The organism is Actinomycetospora sp., assembly GCF_036497245.1.
Lineage (GTDB): Bacteria > Actinomycetota > Actinomycetes > Mycobacteriales > Pseudonocardiaceae > Actinomycetospora.
Genome location: NZ_DASXJS010000264.1, coordinates 1 through 19,778, shown reverse-complemented (window position 1 = coordinate 19,778; position 19,778 = coordinate 1). Strand labels below are relative to the sequence as shown.

Annotated in this window: 21 protein-coding genes and 1 pseudogene; 12 read left to right on the top strand and 10 right to left on the bottom strand. The window is 74.5% G+C overall.

The annotated features are described in order from the left end of the window. The 4 genes from VGI02_RS27190 to VGI02_RS27175 form a co-directional block, all read left to right on the top strand. Nucleotides 1-394: BMC domain-containing protein (locus tag VGI02_RS27190; protein ID WP_331632868.1), on the top strand; the 394-nt coding region annotated here is incomplete at its 5' end. Then, nucleotides 391-1,629: a malate dehydrogenase gene (locus tag VGI02_RS27185; RefSeq protein WP_331632866.1), complete on the top strand. Its 1,239-nt coding sequence runs from the start codon at nucleotides 391-393 to the stop codon at nucleotides 1,627-1,629. The genes VGI02_RS27190 and VGI02_RS27185, both read left to right, overlap by 4 nt. After that, on the top strand, nucleotides 1,626-2,657 hold the full coding sequence (locus VGI02_RS27180) for an alcohol dehydrogenase catalytic domain-containing protein (protein ID WP_331632864.1): 1,032 nt from the start codon (nucleotides 1,626-1,628) through the stop codon (nucleotides 2,655-2,657). The genes VGI02_RS27185 and VGI02_RS27180 overlap by 4 nt, the downstream gene beginning before the upstream one ends. A gap of 23 nt (nucleotides 2,658-2,680) precedes the next feature. Then, entirely contained in the window at nucleotides 2,681-4,783 is a 2,103-nt protein-coding gene (locus VGI02_RS27175) for a helix-turn-helix domain-containing protein (RefSeq protein WP_331632862.1), read from the top strand. 20 nt (nucleotides 4,784-4,803) lie between these two features. Here VGI02_RS27175 and VGI02_RS27170 read toward each other — a convergent pair whose 3' ends face one another. Further along, entirely contained in the window at nucleotides 4,804-5,103 is a 300-nt protein-coding gene (locus tag VGI02_RS27170) for a BMC domain-containing protein (RefSeq protein WP_331632860.1), read from the bottom strand. A 378-nt stretch (nucleotides 5,104-5,481) separates the two neighbouring features. Here VGI02_RS27170 and folP point away from each other — a divergent pair, with 378 nt between their 5' ends. Next, on the top strand, nucleotides 5,482-6,339 hold the full coding sequence (folP, locus tag VGI02_RS27165; RefSeq protein WP_331632870.1) for a dihydropteroate synthase: 858 nt from the start codon (nucleotides 5,482-5,484) through the stop codon (nucleotides 6,337-6,339). Next, the gene (locus VGI02_RS27160) at nucleotides 6,339-7,100 is read left to right on the top strand and encodes a dihydrofolate reductase family protein (protein WP_331632858.1); all 762 of its coding nucleotides are present in this window, start codon (nucleotides 6,339-6,341) and stop codon (nucleotides 7,098-7,100) included. The genes folP and VGI02_RS27160 overlap by 1 nt, the downstream gene beginning before the upstream one ends. Here VGI02_RS27160 and VGI02_RS27155 read toward each other — a convergent pair. Beyond that, the gene (locus VGI02_RS27155; RefSeq protein ID WP_331632856.1) at nucleotides 7,093-8,016 is read right to left on the bottom strand and encodes a pyridoxamine 5'-phosphate oxidase family protein; all 924 of its coding nucleotides are present in this window, start codon (nucleotides 8,014-8,016) and stop codon (nucleotides 7,093-7,095) included. The genes VGI02_RS27160 and VGI02_RS27155 overlap by 8 nt on opposite strands. 121 nt (nucleotides 8,017-8,137) lie before the next feature. Between VGI02_RS27155 and VGI02_RS27150 the strand changes: the two genes are divergently transcribed. After that, the gene (locus VGI02_RS27150; protein WP_331632854.1) at nucleotides 8,138-8,749 is read left to right on the top strand and encodes a CGNR zinc finger domain-containing protein; all 612 of its coding nucleotides are present in this window, start codon (nucleotides 8,138-8,140) and stop codon (nucleotides 8,747-8,749) included. 21 nt (nucleotides 8,750-8,770) lie between these two features. Here VGI02_RS27150 and VGI02_RS27145 read toward each other — a convergent pair whose 3' ends face one another. From VGI02_RS27145 to gap, 3 genes are all read right to left on the bottom strand, one after another. Beyond that, nucleotides 8,771-9,205 (bottom strand): pyridoxamine 5'-phosphate oxidase family protein, encoded by a 435-nt coding sequence (locus VGI02_RS27145; RefSeq protein ID WP_331632852.1) that lies wholly within the window; start codon nucleotides 9,203-9,205, stop codon nucleotides 8,771-8,773. Nucleotides 9,206-9,277: 72 nt separating this feature from the next. Then, on the bottom strand, nucleotides 9,278-11,911 hold the full coding sequence (locus tag VGI02_RS27140) for an AAA family ATPase (RefSeq protein ID WP_331632850.1): 2,634 nt from the start codon (nucleotides 11,909-11,911) through the stop codon (nucleotides 9,278-9,280). A gap of 76 nt (nucleotides 11,912-11,987) precedes the next feature. Next, entirely contained in the window at nucleotides 11,988-13,022 is a 1,035-nt protein-coding gene (gene gap / locus VGI02_RS27135) for a type I glyceraldehyde-3-phosphate dehydrogenase (RefSeq protein WP_331632848.1), read from the bottom strand. 186 nt (nucleotides 13,023-13,208) lie between these two features. Here gap and VGI02_RS27130 point away from each other — a divergent pair, with 186 nt between their 5' ends. Continuing rightward, nucleotides 13,209-14,003: an alpha/beta hydrolase gene (locus VGI02_RS27130; RefSeq protein ID WP_331632846.1), complete on the top strand. Its 795-nt coding sequence runs from the start codon at nucleotides 13,209-13,211 to the stop codon at nucleotides 14,001-14,003. Between the two features lie 6 nt (nucleotides 14,004-14,009). Here VGI02_RS27130 and VGI02_RS27125 read toward each other — a convergent pair whose 3' ends face one another. Next, nucleotides 14,010-14,171 (bottom strand): hypothetical protein, encoded by a 162-nt coding sequence (locus VGI02_RS27125; protein WP_331632844.1) that lies wholly within the window; start codon nucleotides 14,169-14,171, stop codon nucleotides 14,010-14,012. A gap of 78 nt (nucleotides 14,172-14,249) precedes the next feature. After that, on the bottom strand, nucleotides 14,250-15,029 hold the full coding sequence (locus tag VGI02_RS27120; RefSeq protein ID WP_331632842.1) for an SDR family NAD(P)-dependent oxidoreductase: 780 nt from the start codon (nucleotides 15,027-15,029) through the stop codon (nucleotides 14,250-14,252). Between the two features lie 246 nt (nucleotides 15,030-15,275). On the opposite strand from VGI02_RS27120, the gene VGI02_RS27115 reads away from it, so the two are divergent. Further along, complete coding sequence (locus VGI02_RS27115) at nucleotides 15,276-15,767, top strand: DUF1059 domain-containing protein (RefSeq protein WP_331632840.1); 492 nt, start codon at nucleotides 15,276-15,278, stop codon at nucleotides 15,765-15,767. Between the two features lie 24 nt (nucleotides 15,768-15,791). Here the strand turns inward: VGI02_RS27115 and VGI02_RS27110 are convergent, their stop codons facing one another. From VGI02_RS27110 to VGI02_RS27100, 3 genes are all read right to left on the bottom strand, one after another. Further along, nucleotides 15,792-16,247, bottom strand: coding sequence for a BLUF domain-containing protein (locus VGI02_RS27110; protein ID WP_331632838.1), 456 nt, complete (start codon nucleotides 16,245-16,247; stop codon nucleotides 15,792-15,794). Nucleotides 16,248-16,367: 120 nt separating this feature from the next. Continuing rightward, a complete protein-coding gene (locus VGI02_RS27105; protein ID WP_331632836.1) occupies nucleotides 16,368-16,721 on the bottom strand; it encodes a Rieske (2Fe-2S) protein in 354 nt (117 codons plus the stop codon). Between the two features lie 18 nt (nucleotides 16,722-16,739). Further along, nucleotides 16,740-17,690 carry a Rieske (2Fe-2S) protein gene (locus tag VGI02_RS27100; protein WP_331632834.1) on the bottom strand — a complete coding sequence of 317 codons (951 nt, stop codon included), beginning with the start codon at nucleotides 17,688-17,690 and terminating at the stop codon, nucleotides 16,740-16,742. A gap of 216 nt (nucleotides 17,691-17,906) precedes the next feature. On the opposite strand from VGI02_RS27100, the gene VGI02_RS27095 reads away from it, so the two are divergent. The 3 genes and pseudogenes from VGI02_RS27095 to VGI02_RS27085 all read left to right on the top strand — a co-directional run. Next, complete coding sequence (locus tag VGI02_RS27095; RefSeq protein WP_331632832.1) at nucleotides 17,907-18,287, top strand: YciI family protein; 381 nt, start codon at nucleotides 17,907-17,909, stop codon at nucleotides 18,285-18,287. Next, complete coding sequence (locus VGI02_RS27090) at nucleotides 18,284-19,549, top strand: RNA polymerase sigma factor (protein ID WP_331632830.1); 1,266 nt, start codon at nucleotides 18,284-18,286, stop codon at nucleotides 19,547-19,549. Before VGI02_RS27095 ends, VGI02_RS27090 begins: the two co-directional genes overlap by 4 nt. Then, nucleotides 19,546-19,778 (top strand): annotated as a pseudogene (locus VGI02_RS27085) (SAM-dependent methyltransferase); the annotation flags it as partial. The gene VGI02_RS27090 and the pseudogene VGI02_RS27085, both read left to right, overlap by 4 nt.

Genomic DNA, 19,778 nt, shown 5'->3' with positions numbered 1-19,778 from the left:
CTCCGAGCAGCAGGCCGAGGTGCTGGCCTCGGGGGAGGCGGTGCTGGAACGGCTGGGCCTGACCGAAGCCGACCGCCTCAAGCCGCTGATCGCGTCGATGCAGTTCATCACCAACGTGCACCCCTACCAGGCCCAGTTGCTGAACAAGTGGCGCAAGGGCAGCATGCTGCTGCCGGGCCAGAGCCTGTTCGTCATGGAGGTGGCCCCCGCGGCCTACATCGCGGTGGCCGCCAACGAGGCCGAGAAGGCGGCGTCGATCACGGTCATCGAGCTCCGTGCCGTCGGCCGGTTCGGCCGGATGTTCCTGTCCGGCACCGAGAGCGAGGTGGAGTCCGCGCGCGAGGCGGCCGTCGCGGCACTCGAGGGCATGAAGGGCCAGGAGGCCTCGCGATGACCGTGTGGTCCGCCGCCGACGTCGAGGCGGCCGCGACGCGGGGCGCCACGCTGCGGGTCGGGCCGCGCGACGTGGTCACCCCCCTCGCGCACGAGCGGGCCCGGGAGCTGGGCGTCACCCTCGCCGCAGCCGACGACGCCGACCGGGCGACCCTGCTGCCGTCACGCCCACCGCCGTCGTGCCCACCGCCGTCACGCCCACCATCATCGCCGGGACCGCCGCCGTCGGGATCACCCTCGCCCGCGCTCTTCCGCCGGGGCGCCCCGCTGCCGACGGGCCTCGCCCCGGCGAGGCCGCGCGGCGGGACCCCGACCGGCCGGGTGATCGTCGTCGGCGCCGGGCACGTCGGGATGATCGCGGCGATGCGGATGGCCGACGCCGACGTCTTCGACGAGCTCGTCCTGGTCGACGTCGACGAGGGCCGGGCCGCCGGGATCGCCCTGGACCTCACCCACACCGCGGCGCTGTCCGGCTTCGCCACCCGGGTCCGCGGGGTCGGCACCGTCGAGGAAGCGGGCCGGGCGGACTACGTCGTGATCACCGCCGGGCGGCCGCGGCAGCCCGGGATGAGCCGCGCCGACCTGGTCAGCACCAACGCCGAGATCGTCGGGGACCTCGCCTGCCGGATCGCCGTGACCTCGCCGGACGCGGTCCTCGTCGTAGTCACCAACCCCCTCGACGAGATGACCCAGCACGCCTGGACCTGCTCCGGCTTTCCCGCGACCCGGGTGCTCGGCATGGCCGGGGTGCTCGACACGGCACGCTTCCGGGCCCTGGTCGCACTCGAGGGGACCGGTCCCGCGAGCACGGTCGACGCGATCGCCCTCGGCAGCCACGGCGAGGAGATGGTCATCCCGCTGTCCCGCGTCCGCGAGGGTGGCCGCCCCGTGGCCGAGGTCGTGCCGCCCGCCCGCGTGAACGCCGTCGTGGACCGGGCCCGCGGCTCGGGCGGGGAGGTCGTGGGCCTGCTGCGCAGCGGCAGCGCGTTCCTGGCGCCGGGGACGTCCGCCGCGCGGATGGTGCTGGCGATGGTCCGCGAAACCGGCGAGGTGATGTCCGCGGCGGTGCTCGCCGACGGCAGCTACGGCATCCGCGACGTCTACCTCGGGCTCCCCGTCCGGCTCGGTCGGCACGGCCTGCGCGAGATCGTCCACCTCGACCTGGCCCCGGACGAACTCGCCGCCGTCCGGGAGGCGGGGGACCGGATCCGTGAACGCCTCGGAGCGCACCCGTGAAGGCCGTCGTGCACGCGGGCCACGGGCACGTCCGGGTGGAGGAGGTCGCCGACCCCCGCCTGTGCGCGGCCACCGACGCGATCGTGCGGGTGCGCCGCGCGGCGGTCTGCGGCACCGACCTGCACGTCCTGCACCACCCGGACGCCGTGCCCCGCGGCTTCGTCCTCGGCCACGAGTTCGTCGGCGAGGTCGTCGAGCGCGGCGACCAGGTTCGGGCCCACGAGCTCGGCGACGTGGTGGTCGGCGCCGACTACACCGCCTGCGGGCACTGCTGGTGGTGCCGACGCGGTGATCACTGGCAGTGCGCCCAGCGGCGGTTCTTCGGCACCGGCTCGCTGTTCGGGCCGCCGCTGGCCGGAGCCCAGGCGGAGCTGGTCCGGGTGCCGCACGCCGACACCGTGCTGGTCGGGCTCCCCGACGGGATCTCCCTCGACAGTGCGGTCCTGCTCGGGGACACGGTCGCCACCGGCTACGCGGCCCTGCGTCGGGCGGCGCTGGCCCCGGGGGAGACGGTCGCCGTCCTCGGCGGGGGACCGGTCGGCCAGGTGACCAGCCTCGTCGCGCAGGCCTGCGGCGCAGGCGTCGTCGTCGTGGTGGAGCCGGTCGCCGACCGCCGGGCCGTCGCGGCCCGCGAGGGCGCGCTCACGGCGGCCCCGGCGGATGCGCGAGACGTCGTCGACGGCGTGACCGACGGGCGTGGCGCCGACGTCGTGGTCGACGCGGTCGGCGGCAGCCGGGGCCTCGCGCTGGCCCTGGATCTGGTGCGCAGGCGGGGTCGGGTGGCGTCGGTGGGTGTCCCGGAGGAGACGGTCGAACTGCCCGCCGCGCGGGTGTTCACCTCCGAGCTCGGGTTCTCGTTCGCGGTCGGCGACGTGATGCGCGACGCCGGTGCGCTCCTGGCACTCGTCCGGGCCGGGACGCTCGATCCGAGCGCGATCGCGACCGACGAGATCGGGATCGACGACGCTGCGGAGGCGTATCGACGCATGACCGAACGCCTTACGCTCAAGACGCTGATCCGGCTCTAGGGATCGGTGGCGGAGGTGGGCCCATGGAGCCGGTCGGCGTCGACGCGGCGGCGGTGCTGGTACCTGCCCCGCGGGTGGGGTGCCCCGTGCAGGATCTGCTGACGACGGTCCCGGACGACCCGGGCGCCGCCGCCGCGGCCGTCGAGCGGGCCGCCTCGGAGATCGTGGGCGGGCCGGTGTCGGTGCGCACCGACGGGCTCACCGACGGGCCGCGCTCGGTCGGCTCCGGTCCGGTCGGGCTGTCGTGGACCGTCGAGTGTCCCCGCGTCCCCGCCGACCGGCGCCGGCTCCTCGAGCAGGCGTGCGTCTGGCTGCGGCTGGTGATCGAGCGCGACCACGCCGCCACCGCACTCGACGACGCCGCCGCGGAGACCGCGATCGTCACCGACGTCGTCGAGGCCCTGCTCTCGGTGCACGACGTCGACCAGCTGCTGCTCTCGATCGTCGACCGCACGCTGGGCCTGCTCGACTCCGACATCTGCGGGGTGCTGCTGCGCGAGGGCGACGAGGTCCGGATGCGCTCCTGCGTCGGGCATCGCGTCATCGACACCGCGCGGCTGCGGATGCGTCGCGGGCAGGGCGTCGCGGGGCTGGTGTTCGAGACCGGCCGGCCCGCGAAGGTCGACCGCTACGTCGAGGACCGCACCATCAGCCGGGACTTCGTCGGCCTGGCCGAGCGCGAGCAGACCGAGTCCGCCCTCGCGGTCCCCCTCGAGCTGCCCGGCGAGTTCCTCGGCGTCCTCGAGGTCTGGCGTCGGCGCCCGTCGGTGTTCTCCGAGCAGGACGTGCGCCGCATGGTGACCCTCGCGAACTTCGCGACGATCGCGCTGCGCAGCGCGCGGTTGCACGACGAGCAGGTCCGCGCGAACACCGGCCTGGAGAAGGCCCACGCCGCGCTGAAGCACCAGGTCGGCGTCCTGGGGCGCAGCGCCGAACTGCAGGAGGCCCTCCTCACCACGGTGCTCGAGGGCGGCGGGCTGCCGGCGGTCGCGCGCCGGGTGGCCGTCCATCTGCACTGCCAGGTCGGGATCTACGACGCCGCCGGGACGCGGCTCGCCGTCCACGGCGGCGACGGGCTGCCGCAGACGCTGGCCACCCGGTCACGCTCCGGGCGCTCGCTGCGCCGGGCGGCCGGCCTGCCGACCGCGGCGCGGATGCAGCCGGTGTACGCCGACGGCGACGAGATCGGCTGCGTCTGTCTGCTTCCGGCCAGCGGCGGTGAGGGCTCCGGCGAGGAGATGCTCGACGCGGTCGCGGCCCAGGTCGCGATGGCGTGCTCGCTGACGCTGCTGCGCGAACGGGCGGCCAGCCGGGCCCGCCGCGAGGCGCTGAACGAGGTGCTCTGGGATCTCCTGCAGGGCCCGCCGGAGCACCGCGTCGCGGCCCGGGCGCGTGCCCAGCAGATGGGGGTGACGCTCGGGTCCCGGCTCCGGGTGCTCCACGGCCACCTGGAGAACGTGGAGGACCTGGCGGCCGCCCACGGGTGGGACACCTCGCGCACCGACCGGCTGCGCCGCGACGTCGTGCGCGCCCTGCGTGACCGTGAGGACGGGCCGCGTCTCGCGCTCGTCGGACGCCGCGGCGACCTCGTCGTCGCCGTGGCCGAGTCGCTCGACGCGGCGGGCGCGCGGGCGCTGGTCCACGACATCGTCGCCTCCTGCCGCGCGGAGGCGCCGGGGCTCCGGTCGTCCTGGGGGGTCAGCCGCCCGCACGACGACGCCGACTCCCTCCCGAGCGCCTTCAACGAGGCCGAGACCGCGCTGTCGGCCTCCCACCGGCTCGGCGGGGACAACGTCTTCCTCTACGAGGAGCTCGGGGTCGTGCGACTGCTGCTCGGGTCCGGCTCCGACCCGGACCTGCAGACGTTCATCGAGGACGTCACCGGCCCGCTGGTCGCCTACGACCGCGACAACGACGGCTCCCTCGTGCGGACCCTGCGCGCGTTCTTCGACGCCGACTGCTCCCAGCGCGCCGCGTCCGAGAAGCTCTTCGTGCACCACAAGACGCTGCGCTACCGGCTCGAGCGGATCAAACAGCTCACCGGGCTGGACCTCTCGCGCCACGACGACCGGATGCGTGCGGACGTCGCGCTGCGGCTGCTGCAGCTCAACGGCGACCCCGCCTGAGCGGCGGGCCGGGCCCGGGCTCAGCGGATGTGGGAGACCGCCGCGTCGATGATGCCCTCGGTGTCGGCGGCCGGGCGCGGGATGACGTGCGCGGCGTAGAGCTCCCCGACGGCGGCCGCCGCGACCTTGCCTGCGTCGACCGCCGCAGTGACCGCCCCGACGTCACCGCGCACCAGCACCGAGACCTGGCCGTTGCGCAGCGTCCGGTACCCCTCGACCTCCACCGCGGCCGACTTGACCATGGCGTCGGCGGCCTCCAGCGCGCCCACGAGGCCGCGCGTCTCGACCATCCCGAGCGCGCTGCGTCCCGGCTGCGCCATCGAGGCCTCCCGCGTTGCGACGTGGTGGGCGTTCCGGTCGAGGGTGTCACCGGGGCCGGGCCGCCCACCACGCCTCGGCGGACAACCCCGCCCCTGATCCGTTGTCCCGACGGTCACCCCGGGCCTCGCCGGCCCTCGTGATCGACATCCGTGCGGCGGAACAGCGCAGATCTGCTGCGTGCTGCCCCACACTTCGTGATCTTCCCCCAGGAGGCCGGACGTCCGGACCCAGATCACCGGGCTGCATCACCGGACGGGACCTCCCGTGTCGTTGTCGCGGAATCGACCGGACGTGTATCAAGGCCTCATGGCCAGCCTGATCGACAACCGCCCAGCGACGGGGGCCCGGTGAGCGTCTCGGTCGAGCAGGGGACCGGGATGGTCGTCCACGGTCGGGCGCTGCGGCGGGACCGCGCGCTGATCATGGCGATCGTCAACCGGACCCCGGACTCGTTCTACGACAACGGGGCCACCTGGGCGCCGGAGGCGGCACAGGCCGCGATCGAGCACGCGGTGGCCGCGGGCGCGGATGTCGTGGACCTCGGGGGCGTCCCGGCGAGCCCGGGCCCGCTCGTCACCGAGGAGGAGGAGATCGACCGCGTCCGGCCCACCGTCGTGTGGGCCCGCGAGCGGTTCCCGGACCTCACGCTCTCCATCGACACCTACCGGGCCGAGGTCGCCGAGGCGATCCTGGCCGTCGGGGCCGACCTGGTGAACGACAGCTGGGCCGGCTGGGACGAGGAGATCCTCCCGGTCACCGCGCGCTACGGGGCGGGGTACGTCGCCGCCCACACCGGCGGGCTCACGCCGCGCACCGACCCGGTGCGGCCCCGCTACACCGACGTCACGGCCGACGTCATCGAGGTCACCACCGCGCTGGCCGACCGGGCGGTGGCCGCGGGCGTCCCGGCCGACGGGATCCTGCTGGACCCGACGATCGACTTCGGGAAGAACACCCTGCACAGCCTCGAGGTGCTGCGGAACCTGCCGCGCCTCATCGCGACGGGGTGGCCGGTGCTGCTGGCGATGTCGAACAAGGGCGTGGTGGGGGAGACCCTGGACGTCCCGCTCGACGGCCGGCTCACCGGGACGCTGGCCGCGACGGCTCTCGCCGCGTCGCAGGGCGTCGCGATGGTCCGGGTGCACCAGGTCGAGGAGACCCGCCAGACCGTCGAGATGGTCGCGAGCATCGCCGGGCAGCGCCCGCCCGCGGCCGCGCGCCGGTGGATGGACTGATGGACCAGGTCTGGCCGCCGCCGACCCGACCGATCGACGAGGACGCGCTCGAGGAGCTCTACCGCTACCCCGTCGACGACGAACCGCGCCGGCGATGGGTCGCGGTGAACTTCGTCAGCTCCCTCGACGGCGGGATCGAGATCGAGGGCCGCAGCCGCGGACTCTCGACCCCGGCCGACCGGCGGGTCTTCGCGCTCGCCCACGACCTCGCCGACGTGGTCCTGCTCGGATCCGGGACCGCCCTCGCCGAGAACTACCCCGGGCTGCGCCCGGACGCGCGGACCGCCGAGCGCCGCCGTCGCCACGGGCTCTCCGAGGTGGCCCCGCTCGCCGTCGTGACCTCGGGGACGTTCCCCGCGGACGCCACCAGCATCGTCGACGTCGGCGTTCCGACGATCGTGATCACGAGTGCCGCGGCGCCGGCCGCCCAGCAGGAGGCGTGGCGGGCCGCGGGCGCGCGGGTGCTGATCGCCGGCGAGGACACCGTCGACCTGCCCGCCGCCCTCGCCCGGCTCGCCGACGACGGATACCGCCGGATCGACTGCGAGGGCGGCCCCGGCCTCGTCGGGACCCTGCTCGCGGAGGACCTCGTCGACGAGATGCGCCTGTCCGTCGCGCCGCTGGCGGTCGCGGGCCGGGCCGGGCGGGTGGCGACCAGCGCCAACCCGCTCGAGGAGCCCCGCGGGTTCGACGTGGCGTCCCTGCTGGTCGACGACGGCACCCTGTTGATCCGCTACGTGCGGGGCCGGTCCGCTACGTGAGGGCCGGGTTGCGGCGGTAGGGCTCGACGGCGTCGGCCCGCAGCCCGTCGGCCGAGCCGGCGACGACCGCCTCCACCTCGAACCACACCCGTCGCCCCGTCCCGCCGTCGTCGCCGGGCCCGGTCGCCGACCACTCGACGCGGGCCGTGCCGGACAGGTGCAGCGTGCGGCCGGTGGCGAAGTCGACGAAGACGAGCGCCGCGGTCGGGTCGACCTCGAGGTTGCCGAAGCTGTTGAACATGTTGTTGCCCGGATAGTCGGGCCACCACAGACGATGCGGGCCGGCCACCCGCACGAAGCCCGGGGACCCCCCGCGGTGCGACGCGTCGTTCCCGCGCTCCGGGTGGGTCGTGCCGAGCAGGAACGTGTCGGCGGCCGCGACGAGGGCCATGTCGTCGGGGTCGAGCGCGTCGCGGGCCACGGCCACGGGCTCGCCGGGGTACTCGGGCGCGGCGGCGGGGACCGCATCCAGCACCCGCTGCTGGATGTACTGCGGGCAGTTGCCGTAGGCCTGCTCCACCTCGACGGTCAGCCCCGAGGGGCCGACCGCAGCGAGCGTCCCGTTCGCCCGGACGCGGCGGCGACGCGCGAACTCGATCGCCAGCAGACCGACCGGCTGCCCCACCGGCAGGCCCCGCAGCGGGTCGCCGGGACCGGGGACCGAGTGCACCCGCAGCGTGGTGGCCCCGGTCGCGTCGAGGAACCCCGGTGCGCCGGTCAGCGGGGAGATCCACAGCCGCCCGGCGGTATCGCGTGCGACGAGACCGGCCAGGGTGCGCTCGGCCAGGAAGTGCCCGACGCCGCCCCGCAGGTCGGGCTCATCGAGCATGCCCGCGAGCCGCTGCGCCTCGCCGCGCGTCCCGGCGCGTTGCTGCACCGCGAGCTCGCCGGCGTGGAACCCTGTCGCCCCGTCCATGAGCGCCTCCAGTATCTAACGGACACCAACGTCTTCATCCGTTAGTGACAGTGCTCCGGCGACGTGGCAAAGTCAAACGGCAGAAGCAACGACCAAGCATTAGAAAGCCCGGGAGGCGGAGATGACGACGAGCGCCCCGCGGCTGGGCGAGCCCTGGCCGGTGGAGCTGATGAACACCGTGTGGGCCGACCGGGACGGTGTGCACGACACGCTCGAGGACCCGGAGGCGGCGCGGGCCTGGCTGGAGTCGGCCGCGGCGGGGATCGGCGGCCCGACCCCGGGCAGCAAGGACGGCAGGAGCGGCAGGGATCCACTGCCTGCGCTCCGGACGCTGCGGAACGCCCTGCGTCGGCTGGCGGCGCAGGCCTGCGGCGACACCCGGACGGCCTGGACCTCGCCCACACCGGACGCGGACCGGGCGATCGCCGATCTCAACGGGGCGGTGGCGGCCGCCCCGAGCTGGTCCACCCTGCGCCGGGAGGAGGGTGGCGGGCTCGTCCGGGAGACCCGGACGGGCGGCCCGCCCGCCCTCGCCGTCGTGTCCCTGCTCGCGGAGGAGGGGGTCGACCTGTTCGCCGGCCCGCGGGCGGAGGACCTGCGCGCGTGCGAGGCGCCGGGCTGCGTCCTCTACTTCGTCAAGGCGCACCCGCGGCGGGAGTGGTGCTCGTCGGGCTGCGGGAACCGGGCACGGGTCGCGCGCCACTACCGCCGTCACCACCCGGGCGAGGCGTGACGCGGCCCGGTCCGGTCGACGTCAGTTCGAGTAGAGGCGCGTCGGGGTGACGAGGACGGCGGCCCGGCGGTCCCGGACCATCGTGGCGTCGAACTCGTCCCAGTCGTCGTGGGTGCCGCCCGCCGCCACGAAGATGTCCCGGAGCAGCCCGGGGATCGCCCCGGGGTCGACGCCGGGCAGCGGGTCGTCCGGCCCGGCGATCTCGACGGACCCCTCGACGGCCGCCCAGCGCCAGCCGGAGCGGGCGGTGATCGTCGTCCAGGGCCGCAGGCGCAGGTTCGCGAGCTTCGCGCGGCCGTAGGTGACGTAGGCGAGGACCTCCTCGCCGGTGACCGGGTGGGACAGGGGCCCCGCGTTGACGAGCGAGGACTGGATCGACGCGTCGGCCCGGGAGGTGGCCACGACGACGAGGCCGCTCTCCGGGGCGCTCAATGCGGTCAGGTCGGACAGCTGCATGAGGCCAGTCTGCGCGTCCCCGGCCCGGGGGAGCACCGGGCGACGCTCACGGCGACCTACGAGCGCTGAGCCTCACGGACCGTCGAGCCCGAGCACGAATCGCGCGAGCTCGACGCGGGAGGTGATCCCGAGCTTCGGGAACGTCCGGTAGAGGTGGCTGCCCACCGTGCGGTGCGAGAGGAACAGGCGTCGTCCGATCTCCCGGTTGGTGAGCCCGTCGGCCACCAGCCGGGCGATCTGGGCCTCCTGGGCCGTGAGGCTCTGCCACGCCGGATGCCGGGATCCGACCCCCGCCTCGCCGAGGCGTGCCAGTTCGGTGGCGGCCACCGTCGCGAGCGGTCCGTTGCCCAGGGCCTCGAACCCGGCGTGGGCGCGGCGCAGGGCCGACCGCGCCCGGCCCGTCCGGCCGTCCCGCAGCAGGTGACGGGCGTGGGCGAGCTCGAGCCGGGCCCGGTCGAAGGGGCGTAGGTCGGCTCCCGCGAGCGTGGCCACGAACCGGGCGTCGGCCCCGTCCTCCGGCCCGAGCACGGCCTCGGCGTGCCGGGCGGCGGCGCGCAGTCCGGGCGGGACGTCCGGGCCGGCCCGCGCGACGAGGGTCCGGATCCGGGCGAGTGCCCACCACGCCGTCGCGGGGTCGCCGGTGCCTGCGGCGGCGTCGGCGAGGGGGACCGCCCCGCAGAAGGCGTTGCGTGGGTTGACCCCCGGCACGTCGAGGTCGAAGAGCGGCCGGAACAGCACGGTGGCCTCCTCGGCGTGGCCGCGGTGAGCCGCCCGCATCCCGCGCGCGCAGCGCAACATGCCCCGGGTGGTGTCGTGCCCGTCCCGCACCAGGCGCTCGGCCTCGGCGTCGAGCGTGTCGGCCCGGCCCTCGTCCCCGACGAGGCCTGCGAGCAACGAGGCCGCGATCAGCGCGTCCCCCAGCCAGTCCTCGCGGCCCGACTCGCGCACCAGGCGCAGCGCCTCCGCGGCGGACTCGGCCGCGTTGTCCCACGCGCCGCGGTCCACCTCGGTGAACGCCCGCATCGTCTGCAGCGCTCCCACCGAGGCCAGGCGGCCCTGGGCCCGCAGCCCCACGTCGGCCCGCGCGAGCACCGTCGACGCCGCGGCGTAGTCGGAGACGACGTAGTTGACCATGCCGAGCAGCGCCCCGGCGTCGGGATCGGGCGCGGTGTCCCCGCGGCGGTCGAGACGGCGGCGGATCTCGGCGTTCTCCTCGAGCGGGGCGGCCTGCGCGAGCATTGCCACCCCCAGCACCGACACCGCGAGCTCGCCGTCGCCGAGCGCCCGCGCCTCGTCGGCCAGTGCGGCGAGCTCCCCGATCCCGGTCCGGGGATCCGGGCGCGACCCGTCGAGCTGCGCGCGCAGCCGCAGCACGCGGATCTCGGCGAGGCGGTCGAGGTCGAGGTCCCCGACGTCGTCGAGGACCCGTCCGGCGAGCGCGGGCCGGCCGCCGTCCAGGGCGATGTCGGCGGCCTCGATGAGCCGGTCGGCGCGACGCGCAGGGTCCGAACAGAGGCGTGCGCTGCGCAGGAGCGGCGCGACGGCGGCGTCGGGTACGCCGAGACGCCGGGAACGATCGGCCTGCTCGGCCAACCGGTCGGCCAGGTCGTCGTCGGGCCCGACCGTGGCGGCCGAGAGGTGGGCGAGACGCATGTCGGGGTCCCCGACGACCTCCGCGAGGGCCAGGTGCGCCTCCCGCCGGCGCGTCGAGCCGGCCTGCGAGCGCAGGGCGGACGCGGCGAGGGGGTGTGTGAACCGGACGAGCCCGTCGGTGCCGAGGTCGATCACCCCGGCCGTCACCGCCGTCGCCAGGGCGTCGTCGCCGACGGGGGCCCCGGTCAGCCGTGCGGCCGCGACGAGGATCTCCGCGATCTCCGCCCGGGTGTCGCTCGCCGCCACCAGGAGCGCGGCGCGGGTCAGGGGGTCGAGCGCGTCGAGGCGTCGCGCGGAGGCCCGCTCCAGGCGGACGTCGAGCGGCAGCGCGCCCGGGTCCGGGGGCCAGCGGTCGTCGTCGAGCAGCGTCGGCAGCTCGAGCAGCGCGAGTGGGTTCCCGGCGGCCTCGTGCAGCACCGCCTCGCGCGCCGCCGGGTGGAGCCCGGGGTGGTGGGCGTCGAGCAGCGACGCGGCGTCCGGTGGCAGCAGCGGCGGCACGGTGAGCGTCGGGAGCCCGACCAGCGCGAACGGCTCACCGGGGCTGCGGGTGGCCAGCAGCATCGCCACCGGATCCGCCTCGAGACGCCGGGCGACGAAACCGAGGACCTGCGCGGTCGGCCCGTCGAGGGCGTGTGCGTCGTCCACGACCAGCAGCAACGGTGAGTCCTCGGCCACGGTGAGCAGTTCGAGGGTGGCAAGGGCGGTCGCGAACACGTCGGGGACCGGGGGATCGCCGCGCTCCAGCACCGCACGCATGGCGGCGCTCGCGTGCGGGGCGAGGTGGTCGGTGTGCGCGAGGGCGGGGGCGAGGAGTCTGCGCAGTGCCGCGTACGGGACATCCCGCTCGGCGTCGGACCCGAGGACACGCAGCAGCCGGACGCCGGACTCGCGCGCCGACGAAGCCGCCCACTCCAGCAGCGTCGACTTGCCGATCCCTGTGCCGCCCCGGACGAGCAGGGCACCGCCGCCGTCACCGAGGTGGTCGAGCAGCGTGCCCAACCGCGTGGTCTCGGCGGTCCGTCCCGGGGGCGGGCTGATGGGTGTGGTCGTCACCCGATCCCCCTCGCTCCGGTCCGGGGGAGCCTAGGCCGGTCCGCAGCCTCGGCGGGAGCCCTCGGCGTTCAGGTGATCACGAACGCGCGGCATACGGCGGAGTCGCCGCGACCAGTTCGACCAGGTCGACGATCCGGTGGGAGTAGCCCCACTCGTTGTCGTACCAGCCGAAGATCGTGACGGTGTGGTCGCCGAGCTGTCTGGTCATCCCGGCGTCGAACGTGCACGACGCCGGCGAGCCCACGACGTCGGCGGAGACCAGCGGCTCCTCGGTGTACCCGAGGTAGCCCCGCAGGCCCGCCCGGGCCGCGCGACGGAACGCGTCGTTGACCTCGGGGACGGTGACCGGGGTGGCGAGGACGGCGGTGAGGTCGATGACCGAGCCGTCGACGACGGGCACGCGCAGCGCGATGCCGTCGAGGCGGCCGGTCAGGGCGGGCAGCGCGAGAGTGGCCGCCCGGGCGGCACCGGTGGTCGTCGGCACGATGTTGGCCGCGGCCAACCGGGCGCGCCGCGGGTCGTGGTGCGGCGCATCGAGGAGATGCTGATCGCCGGTGTACGCGTGCACGGTCGTCATGAACCCGGAGACCAGACCGAACGCCTCGTGGAGGACCTTGGCCATCGGGGCGACGCATCCGGTGGTGGCGCAGGCTCCGGACACGAGGGACTGGGTGCCGTCGTAGGTGTCGTCGTTGACCCCCATGACGACGGTGAGGTCGGCGCCGTCGCTGGGGCCGGTGACGACGACCCGTCGGGCGCCCGCGGCGAGGTGGCCGCGGGCGGCGTCCGCCGCGGTGAAGCGGCCCGTGGCCTCCACGACGACACCGACCCCGAGCTCGGCCCAGGGCAGCTCGGGCGGGGACGGGCCACGCAGGACCTTCACGGGTCGCCCGTCGACGGTGAGGTGCTCGCCGTCGGTCTCCACCGGCGCGGGGAACGCGCCGCGGACCGAGTCGTGCCGCAGCAGGTACGCGAGGGTCGCGGCATCGGCGAGGTCGTTGACCGCCACCACCCGGAGGTCCTCCAGCGAGGTGGTCCGCCGGGCCTCGAGGGCGCGCAGCACGGTGCGCCCGATGCGGCCGAAACCGTTGATGCCGATGCGCACGGTCATGCCGTGACTTCTCTCTGCGTATTCGTCCGGGGGCAGGGAGTCGCACAGTAGGAGCCTGCGGGGGATCCGTTCTTGAGTCGGACGACTGCACGCCGGGAACGGCAGTCATGTGACCGAAGAAGGTGACATCGGCGACTGCCTAGCGTTCGTGCGGGACCCCCGCTCCGCAGGAAAGGACCAGTGCCCATGACTCCCGTGCTGTTCATCCACGGCCTCTGGCTGCACCAGACGTCGTGGGCGCCGTGGATGGAGATGTTCGCCGCCGAGGGCTACGACCCGTACACGGCGGGTTGGCCCGGCGAGCCGGACACGGTGGCGGAGGCGCGGGCGAACCCCGAGGCGGTGGCCGACGCCGGCATCGACGAGATCGTCGAGCACCACGCGAAGCTGATCGCCACGCTGCCGTCGAAGCCGATCCTGATCGGGCACTCCTTCGGCGGGATGTTCGCCCAACGACTGCTCGGCGAGGGGCTCGCCCTCGGCGCGGTGGCCATCGACGCGGCGCAGTTCAAGGGCGTGCTGCCCCTGCCGCTGTCGGCATTGCACGCCACGTTCCCGGTCTTCCGGAATCCGTCCAACAAGCGCCACGCGGTCTCCCTGACCGCCGAACAGTTCCGGTACGCCTTCGCGGGCGCGGTCACCGAGGAGGAGTCGGCCGAGCTGTTCGACCGCTGCGCGATCCCGTCCCCGGGCAAGCCGCTGTTCGAGGCGGCCGCCGCCAACTTCTCGCCCCACTCACCGGCCACCGTCGACACCCGCAACGCCGAGCGCGGCCCGCTGCTGCTGGTGATGGGCGGGCAGGACAAGACCGTGCCCGAGGCGATCACCAAGGCCGAGTACAAGAAGTACCGCGACTCCGGGGCGATCACCGACCTGCGCGAGTACCCCGACCGCGCGCACTCCCTGACGATCGACCACGGCTGGTCCGAGGTCGCCCGCGACGCGCTGACCTGGCTGGCCGGGCACGGCCTCCGTCCGTAGCAGGGGTCAGCCGGCGACGTGATCGGGCGGGACCTCGTCGGGGTGGTAGTCGTTCGCGACGCCCTCGGCCGCCAGGTAGGCGGCCATCTCGGCCGCGTCGTGATCGTCGGGGGTCGGTGCTGCGCCGGACGAGGCGGGAGTCGACGGCGTGTCGTGGGTTCCGGTCATGGCGTGGTCCTCTCGGTCCGGTCCGAGTACACGGTGCGGCTCCGCGCAGCCGGGATCAAGCCGCCGTCGGCAGGAGTTTCACAGCGTGCTGATCAGGCCACCGTCGACGGTGATCCCGGTGCCGGTGACGTTGCCCGCGCGGCCACTGGCCAACAGGACCACCAGGGCCGCGACCTCCTCGGGGCGCGTGAAGCGACCGGTCGCGGTCCCGGCGACGGCCGCGGACGCGACGTCGTCGGGGGACTGCCCGCTGGCGGAGCCGACGGTGTCGGCCACGCCGCCGGTACCCAGCCACAGATCGGTCGCGACGGGTCCGGGATCGACCCAGGTCACCCGGACCCCGCGGGGCCCGACCTCCTTCGAGAGGGCCTTCGCGACGTTGTTCAGGGCCGCCTTCCCCGCCCCGTAGTCGATCACGGCCGGGTCGGGGAGGGACGCGTTCACCGAGCCGATGTTGACGATCGCCCCGCGTCCGGCGGCGAGCATCGACGGCAGCGCCGCCCGCGTCGTCCGGACGGCGGCCAGGAGGGTCAGTGTCAGGGAGTCGATCCACTGCTCGTCGGTGACCTCGAGGAACCCGCCGAGCCGCGGGTGGACCGCGCCGACGTTGTTGACCAGGACGTCGACCCGCCCGCCTGCCGCGTCCACGAGCGTCGCCGGTCCGTCCGGGGTGGCGAGGTCGACCGGCACCATGTCGACGGCGCCGGTGTCGGCGAGCGCCGTGAGCTCCGCCGAGGTGCGGCGGGCCCCCGCGACGACGTGGGCGCCCTCGGCGACCAGAGCGCGGGTCACCGCGAGTCCGATGCCGCGACTCGCGCCCGTCACCACGGCGACCGCCCCACCAAGTTCGAGATCCATCCGCTGCCCTCTCCCGTGCCACCGACCGGAAGGATCAGTGGACGCGGCGGGCGGCGTCGTCCGCTTCGGTCACTCGACTGCACCTGGGTGTGGCGGACGAGGCTCCGCGGCGAGCATCCGGCGATGCCAGGCCCAGGGGTGGCGCCGGAGGTACGTGGTTCTGCGTATAGCAGGACCGTCCGTGACCGGTCGATGCTCGGCGGGGCCCCGTCCCACGCGACACCTATTCCGCCCGCGGAGGCCACCATGACCCGCAAGATCGCCGACTGCCGTGAGATGCCCAGCGAGAGCGGTTGCACGCTGACGCTCACCGGCGAGGAGGACGAAGTGCTCGAGGCCGCCACCGCGCATGCGGTCGCGGTGCACGGGCACACCGACGACCCCGCGCTGCGCGACGGCATCCGCGGCATGCTCCGGGACGCCCCGGAGGTGACCGGACCCGGCGCGTTCGTCCAGCTCATCGAGTTCCGCACCACGCGCATCGACCAGTTCGACGGGCTGCTCGAGCAGTGGCTCGCCGAGATCGGCCCGGATCGCACCGCACGGTGGCTGCTGCTCGCCGCCGACCGCGACCGGCCGGGGGAGTACCTCCAGCTCGTCGAGTTCCCGAGCTACGAGGCCGCGATGACCAACTCCGCGCACCCGGCCACCGCCGCGTCCGCCGAGCGGATGGGGAAGCTCGCGGAGGGGGAGCCCGGGTTCCGCAACCTCGACATCATCGCGGCCCGCACACCCTGAGGACCCCACCGACGGCAGGGCGCCTCACGCGGGCTGGGCGCCCCGCACGTGGTCGCGCATGGCGTCCAGGACGGCGTCCTGTTCGCCCGTGGTGGGCCGGCGCTGCGCCGGGGTGATGCCGCCCTTGTCCCGGTCCATGAGCAGGGGGATGTCGGGCTCGTCCTCGTCGCCGACCCGCGCCATCGACCACCGTCCGAAGACCCGCTCGGTGGAGGGCACCGTCTCGAGCACCGTGACCTGCTCGTGGCGGACGTCGCGGTGGATCGTGTCGTAGAGCGCCCGGACCGCGGTCTCCTCGCCCTCGAGGGTCTGGACGACGTGATCGCCCCACACCAGGAGCGCCCCGGTGATGCCCTGGCGCTTGTTGCTCGAGCGCGCCGTGCTGAAGATCGCGCCGAGCTCGGCCTTGACCTGGTGGGCAGGGATACGGAGGCGGCTGCGGTAGACCAGGCGGAACACCGGCCCGCTGTCGTCGGCCATGTCGTCGGGCTCCTCGTCGTCGCGGATGCGTCCGTCGACCCGGGTTCGGGTCGAACGTGGTGTGCGCCGGCACGACCGTAACCGGATATGACCGTGATCACATCCCGGTCGTGGGCGGCGTCAGTGGAAGGGTTTGTGGGGGATCGCGGCGTCGTTGAGCTGCTGCTCCACGTCCACCCAGATCGCCCCGTCCTCGATCTTGCAGGCGTACGTCGGGATGGCGTCGACGGCCGGCACGCCGGTCGGGATGCCGGTGTGCAGGTCGAACCGCGAGTTGTGTGCGGGGCAGATCAGGGAGTCGTCCTCTTGCAGGTAGCCCTCGTTGAGCGGCTGCTGCTGGTGGGTGCACGTGTTGTGCACGGCGACGGCCTCGTCCTCGTAGAGGCGGACGACGCAGATGGGCTCGCCCATGTTGACGAGCAACATGTCGCCCTCCTCGAGCTGGTCGAGGTCGGCCACTGCTTCCCAGGCCATGATGGGTTCCTTTCGGGTTCACGTGCGCCGCGATCGGGGCTGGCTGCCCCGGACCTCGACCCAGCCGTTGCGGACCCGGGCCGGGAGCACCGGCTGCGGGTGGTGGGCCGGCCCGCGCACGATCGAGCCGTCGCGCAGGTCGAAGACGGACAGGTGCAGCGGGCAGATGATCGAGCAGCCGTCGACCTCGCCGCGGTGCAGCAGCGCGCCCGCGTGACTGCAGAGGTCGTCGAGCGCGTGGACCTCGCCGTCGTGCCGGAACAGCAGGACCTGGCGCCCCTCGACCTCGCAGCCGACGGGGGTGTCCTCCGGCAGGTCGCCGTCCTCGACCGCGCGCACCCAGCGGGTGGGGCCGGTCGTCGTCGCGACCCGGTTGACCATGACGGCGCGGCCCTGCACCAGGTGTCCACCGACGAAGCCCGCGGCGGCGGTGACGGCGAGGCTGCCCGCACCGAGGGTGCGGGCGGTCGAGCGGTGTCCCGAGACCCGTGCGGCCAGCGAGGCGCCCTGCAGCACCGTGCCCGCGGCGTTGAGGAGTCCGTGGAAGAGGCCGACCCGCCGGTCCTCGCCGTCGCTGACGTTCCAGTCGGCGACCCCGGTCGCGGCGGTGGCCGTCGCGGCCACCAGCCCGGCCGCGCTGAGCGTCGCGGCAGGCCCCATCCGGCGGCCGTCGGCGGGCGCGTCCTCGCCCACGAGGTCCAGCACGAACACGCTCGACCACAGGCCGATCGGGAGGTCGCTCAGCGCCGGGTGCAGCGAGTGCCCGACCCACCGGCCACCGTGCATGAGCTCGACCGCGAGCGTGCCGCGATAACGGTCGTAGACCGGATCGACCACCGCCGTCGTCCGGTCGGTCAGGTCCTGGAGCCACGACCACCGCTGGATCGCCGCGAACGCGTCCTGATGCCAGGTGGTCAACCGTCGGGCGAGGGTCACCGTCGGGCCGGACTCCTGATCAGTACTCGACATCCACGGCTCCCGCTCCTGTCGCCCGCTCGCGGCCATGGAGACGATCTCACCTCGGCTGTGACCTGCGCCATAGGTCTCGCGTCGTCGGCGCCCTCCCACCATGTCACGTAGCGGTGACGCCGATCACAGGACGACGATGTCGAGGGGTGGGAGGCCGGCTCCGTACTGCTCGTGAACGGCGCCCGACGAGCGCGTCGCCACCGGTGAGGAGAAGCCATGAAGTACCTGCTGATCATCCAGATGAACCCGGAGACCTGGGAGTCGCTCTCCGACGAGGAGCGCAACGAGATCGCCGGGGGGCAGGAGGGGTTCATGGAGACGATCACCGCCACCGGCGAGATGGTCGGCACCCACGCCCTGGCCGATCCGTCCCAGAGCGCCGTGGTCCGCGGGCGTCCCGGCGCCGCGACGGTGACCGACGGCCCGTTCCTGGAGACCAAGGAGTACATGGGCGGCTTCTACCTGGTCGACTGCGAGAACGCGGAGCGGGCACACGAGCTCGCGGCGATGATCCCGGGGACCGACCGGCTGCCGGTGGAGGTCCGACCGGTGGTCTTCACCGCCGGGTACGGGCTCGCGGAGCCGGACATCGCGTGAGGCTCGATCCCGACGCCGAGGACCTGCTGCGCCGGAGCGCGCCGCAGGTCCTCGGCGTGCTGGTCCGTCGGCACGGCGGGTTCGCCCGGTGCGAGGACGCGGTCCAGGAGGCGCTGCTCGCGGCTGCCGGCGCGTGGCCGCGGCACGGCCTCCCGGACGAGCCCGTCGCCTGGCTCGTGAGCGTCGCCGGGCGCAGGCTCACCGACCAGTGGCGCAGCGACGTCGCGCGGCGCGCCCGCGAGGACGCCGTCGTCGGGCGGGCGGAGCCCACGACTGTCGCCGCCGACGTCGAGGCGTTCTCGGGTTCCGCGGATCCGGCGGCCGACGACACGCTCGAACTGCTGCTGCTGTGCACCCACCCGTCGCTCTCGGAGCCGAGCCGGATCGCGCTGACCCTCCGCGCGGTGGGCGGGCTGACCACCGCGGAGATCGCGCGGGCGTTCCTCGTCCCCGAGGCGACGATGGCCCAGCGCATCAGCCGGGCGAAGGCGACGATCAGCGAGGCGGGCGCCACGTTCACGCTCCCCGGCCACGATCGCGACGAGCGCCTCGCCGCGGCGCTGCACGTCATCTACGTGATCTTCACCGAGGGCTACACCGCCACCGCCGGACCGGCGTTGACGCGGGTCGACCTGACCGCCGAGGCGATCCGCCTGACCCGCCGTCTGCACCAGCTCCTGCCCGACGACGGCGAGATCGGCGGCCTGCTCGCCCTCATGCTCCTCACCGACGCCCGCCGCGATGCCCGCACCGGTGAGGACGGCAGCCTCGTGACGCTCGCCGATCAGGACCGGGAGCGGTGGGACCGTCCGGGCATCACCGAGGGGACCGGGCTGCTCGAGCACGCCCTGGCCACCGCGCCCCTCGGGCCCTACCAGCTGCAGGCGGCGATCGCCGCGGTGCACGCCGAGGCGGCCACCGACGCGGACACCGACTGGGCGCAGATCGTGATCCTCTACGGGCTGCTCGAGCGCCGGTCGGACAACCCGGTCGTCACCCTCAACCGGGCGGTCGCCGTCGGGATGGCCGAGGGCCCGCGCGCCGGCCTCGAGGTACTGGACACGGTCGCCGACGACCCCCGCCTGCGCCGCAGCCACCGGCCCGACGCCGTCCGGGCGCACCTCCTCGAACGACTCGGCGACCACACCGGCGCCCGGGAGCACTACGGGCGGGCGGCCCGCGCTGCGCTCAACCAGGCGGAGAAGCGCTACCTGGAGGGTCGCGCCGCCCGTGTGGACGCCGAGCGCAGGATCGTGGGGTGACCTCCGACGAGGGCTACCTCCTCGACAACCGGCAGTCCCAGGCCGGCACGCGCTTCGACGCGCTCGCCGAGCTCTTCGATCCCTCGACGTTCCGTCATCTCGCCCGGGTGGGCGTCGCGCCGGGATGGCGGTGCTGGGAGGTCGGGGCAGGCGGAGCGAGCGTGCCCTCGTGGCTGGCGGGCCGGGTCGGACCGGACGGCCTGGTGCTCGCCACCGACCTCGACACCTC